Genomic DNA, 4969 nt, shown 5'->3' with positions numbered 1-4969 from the left:
GCACCACGCAGGCGGCCCCGCAGCAGGCGGCCCCCCAGCAGGCAGCTCCGCAGCAGGCGGCCCCGCAGCCGGCAGCGCCGAAGGCCACGGCCCCGGCGGCGTCGAGCAAGCCGGCCCCGGTGAAGACCAGCGGCAAGACCTACAAGATCGCCTCGGGTGACACGCTCGACACGATCGCGACGAAGCTCGACCTCCAGGGAGGCTGGAAGCAGCTCTGGGCGGCGAACACGTCGACCATCGACGACCCGAACCTCATCTACGCGGGTCAGACCCTGCAGCTCCCGGCCTGATCGCCGTGACTGCGTGACGAACCCCCTCGGCTGCGGCCGAGGGGGTTCGTCGTGTCACGGTCCGTCGCTCGTGCGGGTCGGCCCGTCGCGACCGCGGTCTGGTCCGTCGCGACCGCGGTCCGGCCCGTCGCGACTGCGGTCTGGCCCGTCGTGACTGCGGTCTGGCCCGTCGCTACTGCGGGTTCGCCCGGAGCCAGGTCGGCATGTCGTCCGACCGCAGGGCCTGGGACAGCGACTGCACGGCGAGCGTGTTCACCGCGACGTAGGACTGACCGTCGTCCGAGGTCCCTCCGCCGGCGGTCGGCATGGTGAAGGCCACGAGGTCCGACGCGCGGACGTCGCGCAGTGACCACCCGAGGTCGACGAGGGTCCGGAAGTCGAGCCCGGCGTCGACCGACAGGTGCTCGCTCGTCGCCGACACGAAGTCCTGGATGCGACCCGGGTTCGTGATCGTCCCCTTCGACAGCACACCGTCGACGACGCCGCGCATGAACGCCTGCTGGTTCCGCACGCGGGTGTGGTCGGCGTCGGCGAAGGCGTACCGCTCACGGACGAACGCGAGGGCAGCGTCGCCGTCGAGACGGTTCGGTCCGGCGGTGAACGAGCGGCCCCGAGCCTCGAACGCCTTCGGGGACTGCACCGTGACGCCGCCGAGCGCATCCGTCATGCCCTCGAAGCCCGCGAAGTCGATCTCCGCGACGTGGTCGATGCGGCTGTCCAGCAACTGTTCCACGGTCTGCACGACGAGTGGCACGCCACCCCAGCTGTACGCGGCGTTGATCTTCGCCGTCCCGTGACCGGGGACGTCCACCCACGAGTCCCGCATGATCGACATGAGGTACACGGCCTTCCGATCCGCCGGCACGTGGAGCAGCATCAGGGTGTCGGAGCGGCCCCCGGCAGCGGGGTCGCCGTCCGGGTCGCGCTCGGCTCGCGAGTCGGAGCCGATCAGGAGGATGTTCTCGGCGCCGTCGGCGGCCAGCGGGCGCGACCCGGACGGGAACGCCTCGGGGATCGTCGTCGTCTTCTCGTCGAACGAACGGGCGAGGCCGCCGACGAAGAGGCTCGCCGTCACCGCGATGATCGCCGCGACGCCCACGAGCGAGCCCACGGTCGCGATCAGCGCGACGAGGAACGGACGGCTGCGACGGCTGCGAGGGCTCTGACGCCTGCGGAGGCTCTGACGCCTGCGGGGGGCGGCGTGGCTCACTGCGCGTTCAGCGGCGCGGGCGGCTCGACGTTCGGACATGCGGACTCCCGGGAGACGGGTCGGCCCTGATGCCGACCCGATCAGGGTACCGCATCTTGTATATCAGATGCTAGGGATTCGACCGCGCGAGGATGGCGGCGAGTGCCTCCCGGAGTCGTTCGTCCTCCGGCAGGACCTCGCGCTCGATGTGCTTCGCCGTGTCCCAGGCGGTGCGTCCGGCTTCGGTCACCGTCACCACCCGACGCCGCCGGTCGTCCGGGTGTGGTGCCCGCTCGACGAGGCCGTCCCGCTCGAGTCGCTCGAGCGTGCGCGACATCGTCTGTGGCTGTACCCGGGCTGCCCGGGCGACGGTGTCCGCCCCGGTCGGCCCGGTGCGGATGAGGATGTCGATCGCGATGAGCCCTGCGTGCGGGAGCCCGATCTCGCGGAGTCGCTCGTCCCAGTCCCGTTCGACGCGCCGAGCGGCTGCGGCCAGCAGTCGGCCCATCGGCCAGGCTGCGGGCTGTTCTTCCATGTCCGCATTGTACGGAGCCGGTTCGCGAGTAGATGATCAGCATGCTGACGATCGGTGTACGCTCGCACCGTGTCCCGCTTCCTCCGCATCGTGCTCCCCGCCGTCGTCATCGTCGTGTGGCTCGCCGTCGCCTCGGTCGGCGGTCCGTACTTCGGCAAGATCGCCGAGGTCTCCACGAACGACCAGACCTCGTTCCTGCCGGCCTCGGCGGACGCCACGAAGGTGCAGGAGCGCGCCTCCGAGTTCCGGCAGGCGTCCGGGGCGCCGGCGATCGTGGTGCTCGAACGCGACGGCGGACTGACCCGCTCCGACCGCGCCGCCGCCGCTCGGCTCGCCGTGACACTCGGCGACCGAGACGACGTGCAGGGCGTGAGCCCCGTCATCCCGAGTGAGGACGGCGACGCCCTCGAGATCGTGGCCACCCTCACGGAGTCCGCGGAGACGGGTGACGCGGTCGCGGCGATCCGCGCGGACGTGGACGGCGCGCTCCCCTCCGGCCTGCGCGGGTACGTGACCGGTCCGGCCGGGTTCACCGCCGACCTGACCGAAGCGTTCGCGGGCATCGACGGCCTGCTGCTCGGCGTGGCGCTCGCCGCGGTGTTCGTCATCCTCATCGTCGTCTACCGCTCGCCGCTCCTGCCCGTGCTCGTCCTCGGCACGGCGTCGTTCGCGCTCTGCGCCTCGATCCTCGTCGTCTACTGGCTGGCGAAGGCCGACCTCGTGACCGTCAACGGTCAGGTGCAGGGCATCCTCTCGATCCTGGTCATCGGCGCCGCGACCGACTACGCGCTGCTGTACACCGCGCGCTACCGCGAGGCACTCCGCGACCACCGCACGGGGTGGGGTGCCACGAAGGCAGCCCTGCGCGGCAGCCTCGAGCCGATCCTCGCGTCGGGCGGCACGGTCATCGTCGGTGTCCTCTGCCTGCTCTTCTCGGACCTCAACTCGAACAAGGCGCTCGGCCCGGTGGCGGCGATCGGCATCGCCTTCAGCGTGCTCGCGGCGCTCACGCTCCTCCCCGCGCTGCTCCTCGCCTTCCGGCGCGCGGCCTTCTGGCCGCTCCGGCCGGCGTACGGGTCCGCCCACCCCGTCGTGACGGGTCCGGACGCGAAGGGGCTCTGGGCGTCGGTCGGGAGGCTCGTGGCACGTCGGTCGCGGATCGTCTGGGTCGTGTGCACGGTCGGCCTCCTCGCCATGGGGGCCGGGCTGTTCGGCCTGCGTGCCGACGGCGTGCCGCAGAGCGACCTCGTGATCGGGGCGTCGCAGGCCCGCGACGGTCAGGACGTGCTCGCCGACCACTTCCCGGGCGGGTCGGGCAGCCCGACGCAGGTCATCGGGAGCGCGGCTCGCGTCGACGAGCTGGCGGAGGCGATCAGCGCCGTCGACGGCGTGGACGGGGTGACCGCTGCGGCCGAGGACGCCCCGTCCGGCACCGTGCCCGTGAGCAGCACCGGCACCGGCACAGGGTCCGGGGGCGGCGGTCCGGCCGGCGGCCGTACCGCCGAGCCGACCGTCTCGCGCGGCGACGTCCTGCTCGAGGCCACGCTCGCGGACCCGGCGGACTCCGCCGCCGCCGAGCAGACCGTCCGCGACCTCCGGACCGCCGTCGAGCGGATCGATCCGGACGCGGTCGTCGGCGGGGTGACCGCGACCGCCCTCGACACGAACGACACCGGCATCCGCGACCGGACGGTCATCATCCCGATCGTCCTCGCCGTGATCCTGCTCATCCTCATGCTCCTGTTGCGGAGCATCGTCGCGCCGCTCGTCCTCATCGGCAGCGTCATCGTGTCCTTCGCGGCGGCGCTCGGTGTCGGGGCGCTCGTCTTCGACCACGTGTTCCACTTCCCCGGGGCGGACCCGAGCGTCCCGCTGTACGCGTTCGTGTTCCTCGTGGCGCTCGGTGTCGACTACAACATCTTCCTCATGACCCGCGTGCGGGAAGAGGTGCTGGTGCACGGCCCGCGCGAAGGGGTGCTGCGCGGCCTGGGCGTGACCGGCGGCGTCATCACCTCGGCCGGCATCGTGCTCGCGGCGACCTTCGCGGCGCTCGGCGTCATCCCCATCCTGTTCCTCGCGCAGATCGCGTTCGTCGTCGCGTTCGGCGTCCTGCTCGACACCGTGGTGGTCCGCTCCCTGCTCGTCCCCGCCCTGACGATCGAGCTCGGCCGCCGGGCGTGGTGGCCGTCGCGCCTCTCGCACCGTGCTGATCACATGTGACACGCTGGGCACATGCCAGTGCCCTCGACCCAGCCCGCCGCTGAGCGCAAGCTCCTCCGCGACACCGTCCAGGACAAGATCCGCGACGCGATCATGGACGGCACCCTCGAGCCGGGCGAGCGTCTGAACGACGACGACCTCATCGCGTGGCTCGGTGTCTCCCGCACACCCATCCGCGAGGCGCTGGCGGAGCTCTCCCGTTCCGGCCTCATCGAGATGGCACCGAACCGCTACACCCGGGTCGCGTCGCCGACCAAGGACGAGCTCCTCGACGCCTACCGCACGCTCGGCGTGATCTACGGCGGGGTCGTGCGCCTCGCGGTCCCACGCTTCACCGATGCGCAGCGCAGGAAGGTCGTCAAGATGCTGGACGACGTCATCGCCCGCTCGACCAAGGGCAAGCAGGACGAACTCGCGCGTGAGGGAGCGACGATCTACTCGATGTGGGTCGATGCCTGCGGCAACGCCTCGCTCGCGGCGCTCTGCCGGTCCACGACGGACGGCCTCGCGTTCAAGCTGCGGGTGCCCGAACTCGCCGAACTGGTGCCGGTCGACACGGTCGTGCCCGAGCTCGAGAAGCTCAAGGCCGCGGTGCAGGCGAAGGACTCGATCGCCGCGGAACTGGCGATGGAGGCCGTGCACCTGCTGCCCTCGCGCGAGCAGTAGCGAGGACCACCCGGGCGGGCTCGCGTCGTCGACGCGACCACCCAGCGGACGGGAGGCGCGGTGCGGGCC

Annotated in this window: 5 protein-coding genes; 3 read left to right on the top strand and 2 right to left on the bottom strand. The window is 71.8% G+C overall.

What is annotated here, in order from left to right; all coding sequences use genetic code 11:
* A partial coding sequence (locus ACSW7Y_RS16175; RefSeq protein ID WP_438127264.1) for a LysM peptidoglycan-binding domain-containing protein occupies positions 1–290 on the top strand: 290 nt, incomplete at its 5' end.
* A gap of 172 nt (positions 291–462) precedes the next feature.
* On the opposite strand, the gene ACSW7Y_RS16170 is transcribed toward ACSW7Y_RS16175, so the two are convergent.
* Positions 463–1401 carry an LCP family protein gene (locus ACSW7Y_RS16170; RefSeq protein WP_438127263.1) on the bottom strand — a complete coding sequence of 313 codons (939 nt, stop codon included), beginning with the start codon at positions 1399–1401 and terminating at the stop codon, positions 463–465.
* A gap of 208 nt (positions 1402–1609) precedes the next feature.
* Complete coding sequence (locus tag ACSW7Y_RS16165; protein WP_438127262.1) at positions 1610–2014, bottom strand: MarR family winged helix-turn-helix transcriptional regulator; 405 nt, start codon at positions 2012–2014, stop codon at positions 1610–1612.
* 69 nt (positions 2015–2083) lie between these two features.
* Here ACSW7Y_RS16165 and ACSW7Y_RS16160 point away from each other — a divergent pair, with 69 nt between their 5' ends.
* Both ACSW7Y_RS16160 and ACSW7Y_RS16155 read left to right on the top strand, forming a co-directional pair.
* Positions 2084–4234 carry an MMPL family transporter gene (locus ACSW7Y_RS16160; RefSeq protein ID WP_438127261.1) on the top strand — a complete coding sequence of 717 codons (2151 nt, stop codon included), beginning with the start codon at positions 2084–2086 and terminating at the stop codon, positions 4232–4234.
* A gap of 12 nt (positions 4235–4246) precedes the next feature.
* A complete protein-coding gene (locus ACSW7Y_RS16155; RefSeq protein ID WP_438127260.1) occupies positions 4247–4900 on the top strand; it encodes a GntR family transcriptional regulator in 654 nt (217 codons plus the stop codon).
* The last annotated feature ends 69 nt before the right edge of the window (positions 4901–4969 follow it).

The sequence above is a fragment of the Curtobacterium flaccumfaciens genome (genome assembly GCF_051548005.1).
GTDB lineage: Bacteria > Actinomycetota > Actinomycetes > Actinomycetales > Microbacteriaceae > Curtobacterium.
The sequence above is the reverse complement of the archived record's forward strand: the minus strand, read 5'-3'. Positions and strand labels throughout refer to the sequence as shown.